A 4,443-nucleotide genomic window follows, 5' to 3' on the forward strand; every position below is an offset into this window, starting at 1 on the left:
TCTTTTGATTATTTTAAATCCTATTATTCTTTTGCAATTCCAGTTGCAATAGGAAGCGCATCATCGCTTATAGTAACAAATTTTGATAGAGTTGCAATCCAAATTTTTTATGGGGCAGAAGAGGTTGGACAATATTTTGCTGTTTCAAATCTTTCCCGATTCCTTGTTCTCTTTATTTCAGCGGTTACAAGTCTTTTATTTCCAATTGTATCAGAGCTATATACAAAAAATGATTTAGAAGAAATAAAGAGAGTTACAAAAATTTCTGAGAGATACCTAAGCATGATTGTATTTCCAATAGTAGCTACAATGATTTCTCTTTCATATGCAGTAATTCATATTCTTATCAGTGATAAATATTTGCCAGCCATCTCAGTTTTGCAAATTTTCCCTATTTTTTTAATATTGGAAGCATTGAGCTCACCCTACTCAACAATGCTATCTGGAATGAATATGCCAAAATATGAGAGGAATAGGCTCGCAATAATAGCATTTTCAAATGTAATATTAAATCTAATTTTGCTCCCGAAAATCGGGTTGATTGGAGGAGCAATGGCAATAGTTTTTTCTTATTTAGCAGGGCTGATTTACATAAGAATTGTTTCATTTAAGATTGCAAAAACTGGATTTAATTACAAAGTAGTGATGCATGCAATTTCTGCGATTATTTCATATTTTGCTATAATTTATACCACCAAATTTTTTACAATAGCAAGATGGTATTATCTTATTGCATTTTCCATGCTTTGCTTTTTAATTTATTTCTTTGTTCTATTTATTTTGGGAGAATTTAAGAAAGAAGATTTTGTTTTCTTTGCAGATGCATTAAATCCTTTTAAGATGATTGGGTATGTAAGGGATGAGATAAAAAATAAATAAATGTTAAAGATAACGATTGCAATGAAAAAAATAACAGTTATAATTCCAACGATGAACTGCGAGAAAGATCTAGAAGAATGCTTGCTTGCTCTTAAAAATCAAAAATTCAAAGATTTTGAAATTCTTGTTGTAGATGGGCATTCAGAGGATAATACAGTAGAGATAGCAAAAAAATATGGAGCAAAGGTTATTTTTGATGAAGGAGCTACAAGGGCAAGTGCTTGCAACAAAGCTCTGGAAAATGCAGCAACGCCATACATAGCTTTTACAGATGCAGATTGCCTGCCGCCGCCTAACTGGCTTGAAAAAATAGTTGAAGATTTTGAAGAAAATGATGTTGCAAGCGTAGGAGGAGCAAACTTCTCGCCAGATAGCGATAATGATTTTGCTAAATGCGTTGATATTGTTTATTCATCTCGCTTCGTTACTGGCACAGCAAGATATGGAAAAGTTTATAGCGAAATTACTGAAATTGAGCATAATCCAGGATGCAATTCCGCATATAATATGAAATTTATTAAAGGAATAAAATTTGATGAAAGCCTGCCAACTGCTGAAGATGTTGTTTTTGACTATGAAATAAGGAAAAGAGGAGGAAAAATTATTTTTGACCCAGATATTGGCATGCCTCATAAGAGAAGGAATAACTTAAAAGGATTTTGGAAGCAGATATATAGATATGGGCTTGGGCGGGCGATTGCAAATAAAAAATATCCTGAGCTTGCAAGCATTTTCCATGTTTTGCCATCTCTTGCAATAATTTTACTGCCAATTTATATAATTTTTTCAATAGTTTTCTGGATTTTCTTTTCTCCAATATTCCTTTATTTACTCTTTGCTTTTTTAATTTCTTATTTTCTTCTTTGCTTATATGGTTCAGCAACTTCCTATTCTAAATATAAAAATGGAAAAAGAATAATAAAATCGGCTTTTCTTATCCCAATTGCCCATATTGCCTGGGGAATTGGATATATTAAGGGAATGAGAAAATGAAGGTTGGTCTATTAACATTTCAGAGTTCGAGATACATAAGATATGTTGGAGTAGGTAGGTACGAAGAAGATCTTATAAATGGTCTAAATGGGTTAGGAATTAATATTGAAAAAATAATTTTGAATGAAAAAGAAATAGGAATAAATCCAGCTATTAATAGAATCTGGGTGATGGGGCTACAATATTTCAGTAAGCCAAAAAAGAAATATGATATCTACCATGCATCTTCTCAATTTACAGCTACAAAGTATGCAGATATCGTTACTGTTCATGATGTTATTGGGCTAAAGGATATTCCTGAAGTAAAGGAAACAATAAATGTTTTTGAAAAAGGATTGTGGCTTGCTTGCTTACCATTGATAAGGAAAGCAAAAAGAATAATTTGCGTAAGTAATGCAACAAAAAATGACTTAATAAGAATTACTAAAATAAGGGAAAATAGGATAAGAGTTATTTATCAAGGAGTTGATGAAAAATTTTACCCAGATAAAGACAAGGAATTTAAAGAAAAAATATCTCCTTCTCTTCTTTTTGTAAGTGAGTTAAGATTTTATAAAAATGCCCATCTCGTGCTAAAGGCAATGAAAATTTTAAGAGAAAAGTATGGTGAGGATTTTAACTTTTTCATAGTTGGAAAAGAGAGCAAAACAAGTATGAAATGGTGGAATAAATGGAAGGATTTCATTTTGAAAAATAACTTAAAAGTCGAATGGCTTAAAGGAGTTGATGACGATATGCTGAGAAAATATTACAGCAATGTTGATTTATTTGTATGGCCATCTCTGGCTGAAGGATTTGGTTTGCCTCCTTTAGAAGCAATGGCATGTGGAACAAATGTCGTATGCCTTGATAATGAAATAAATAGAGAAATTTTGCAGGATAAGGCATTTTATTCTTCAAATAGCGAAGAAGATTTTGCAAGAGCAATAATGAAGGCAATTGAAGAAAAAAAGCCAGAAAAAGAATTGATTGTTCATGCAAAAAAATTTGATTGGAAAAAAACAGCAAAAGAGACAAAAGAAGTTTATGAAGAAATAATATGAAAGTAGAAAAATAGGATATATGCTATTTAAAGTGGATGATGCTTTTGTTTATGATAAAGGAAATGGATTAGCATGCACATGCAAAGAATATATTTTTAATAAAAATTGCAAACATATTGAGAAAGTTAAGAAAATGCGCTCACTTTAACTTTTTTTCCAATTCCATACATAGCATATGCAAAATAGTGATATGCGTCTCCTGTATAATTGGGGTTAGCTCCGAATTCACGAATATTGTTTTGTTTGCGTATGCCTTTAGCTTGCCACCGCTCTTGCCTGTGAGGGCTATGGTGTATGCTCCTCGTCTATTAGCTTCTACTATTGCATAAAGAACATTCTCACTTTCTCCTGATGTGCTTATTCCAAGAACAATGTCGCCTTTATCCACTAATGCTTCTACTTGTCTTTTAAAGATTAATTCATAGCCATCATCGTTTGCTATTGCAGTTAGAATAGAGGTGTTTGTATTGAGGGCAATTGCCTTATATGGCTTTCTTGTAAGCAGGAATTTACCAACAAGCTCGGCAACAAAATGCTGGGCATCGGCTGCGGAGCCACCGTTGCCAAAGGCAATAATCTTCTTGTCTTTCTTTAATGCATCAGCCATTATGTTTGCTACTTCTTCAATTTCATCTATGTTTATGCTTTGTCTTGCTCTTATTCCTTCTTCAATGTATTCTTTTGGAGTCATCTAATCCCCAAATTTCAAGTCCATTCTTAACAAATTCAACATTTCTCAATTCATATCCAGCAAGGGATTTTATCAGCTCGTGCTTATGCTCTTCATCAGTAAATAGCAATGCATACCCTCCTCCACCAGCCCCAAGCAATTTATAGCCAAGTGCTCCATTTTTTTCGCATTTTTCAAAGAAAGCATCTATTTGAGGGTTTGTTATTCCTTCGCTCAACTGCTTTTTATGCTCCCATTCTTCTTTTAGCAATTCCCCAAAATCTTCAAAGCTTCCTTTGTATATCCTATTTTTTATCTCAACAGCAAGCTTTTTAATTTCTTCATAATGCTCAAGCACTTCTGAACTATACATTGTTTTCTGCATCTGCTTGTGAATTATACCAGAAAAACGAGGTGTATGAAGATTTACCAATATAAGGCGGAATTGTAATTCATTTATAACATCATTTTTTATTTTCATTCTATTTACAATTACATCATCTTTTTTGAATTCTATAAAGTTAAATCCACCGAATGTGCTTGCATATTGATCCTGCATTCCTCCAGCAATGCCTAAATCTTCCCTTTCTATTTTATACGCTAATTCTGCTATTTCATATTCATTTAAGTTTATATTCAGCCATTTTTTAAATGCTCCGACCAATGAAACCATCATTGCAGAAGAAGAACCCAAGCCGGAGCCGTATTCCGTGTCGAGGTGAGAGATTAAATAAAAACCCTGCTCTGGCTTAAAACGCTTTATTATTGCATCAAAAAAAGGAGATTTTTCTCCTTTAGTATTCCCATTTTCCAAATTTATACTATAATCAATATTAAATGCCGGCTCTTTTATTATAA

Annotated in this window: 6 protein-coding genes; 4 read left to right on the plus strand and 2 right to left on the minus strand. The window is 32.7% G+C overall.

Translation table 11 applies throughout. From position 1 onward, the window contains the following. The 4 genes from H5T45_07310 to H5T45_07325 all read left to right on the plus strand — a co-directional run. Window positions 1–879 (plus strand): polysaccharide biosynthesis C-terminal domain-containing protein (locus H5T45_07310; protein ID MBC7129508.1); only part of this gene is annotated, 879 nt, incomplete at its 5' end. Between the two features lie 21 nt (window positions 880–900). Beyond that, window positions 901–1,872 (plus strand): glycosyltransferase, encoded by a 972-nt coding sequence (locus H5T45_07315; GenBank protein ID MBC7129509.1) that lies wholly within the window; start codon window positions 901–903, stop codon window positions 1,870–1,872. After that, the gene (locus tag H5T45_07320; GenBank protein ID MBC7129510.1) at window positions 1,869–2,915 is read left to right on the plus strand and encodes a glycosyltransferase family 4 protein; all 1,047 of its coding nucleotides are present in this window, start codon (window positions 1,869–1,871) and stop codon (window positions 2,913–2,915) included. The genes H5T45_07315 and H5T45_07320 overlap by 4 nt, the downstream gene beginning before the upstream one ends. 19 nt (window positions 2,916–2,934) lie before the next feature. After that, window positions 2,935–3,063 (plus strand): SWIM zinc finger family protein, encoded by a 129-nt coding sequence (locus tag H5T45_07325; protein ID MBC7129511.1) that lies wholly within the window; start codon window positions 2,935–2,937, stop codon window positions 3,061–3,063. Here H5T45_07325 and H5T45_07330 read toward each other — a convergent pair. Both H5T45_07330 and H5T45_07335 read right to left on the minus strand, forming a co-directional pair. Beyond that, window positions 3,055–3,606 (minus strand): SIS domain-containing protein, encoded by a 552-nt coding sequence (locus H5T45_07330; GenBank protein ID MBC7129512.1) that lies wholly within the window; start codon window positions 3,604–3,606, stop codon window positions 3,055–3,057. The genes H5T45_07325 and H5T45_07330 overlap by 9 nt on opposite strands. After that, the coding region (locus tag H5T45_07335; GenBank protein ID MBC7129513.1) for a GHMP kinase at window positions 3,584–4,443 on the minus strand (860 nt) is incomplete at its 5' end. The genes H5T45_07335 and H5T45_07330, both read right to left, overlap by 23 nt.

Source organism: Thermoplasmatales archaeon (assembly GCA_014361245.1).
Lineage (GTDB): Archaea > Thermoplasmatota > E2 > UBA202 > JdFR-43 > JACIWB01.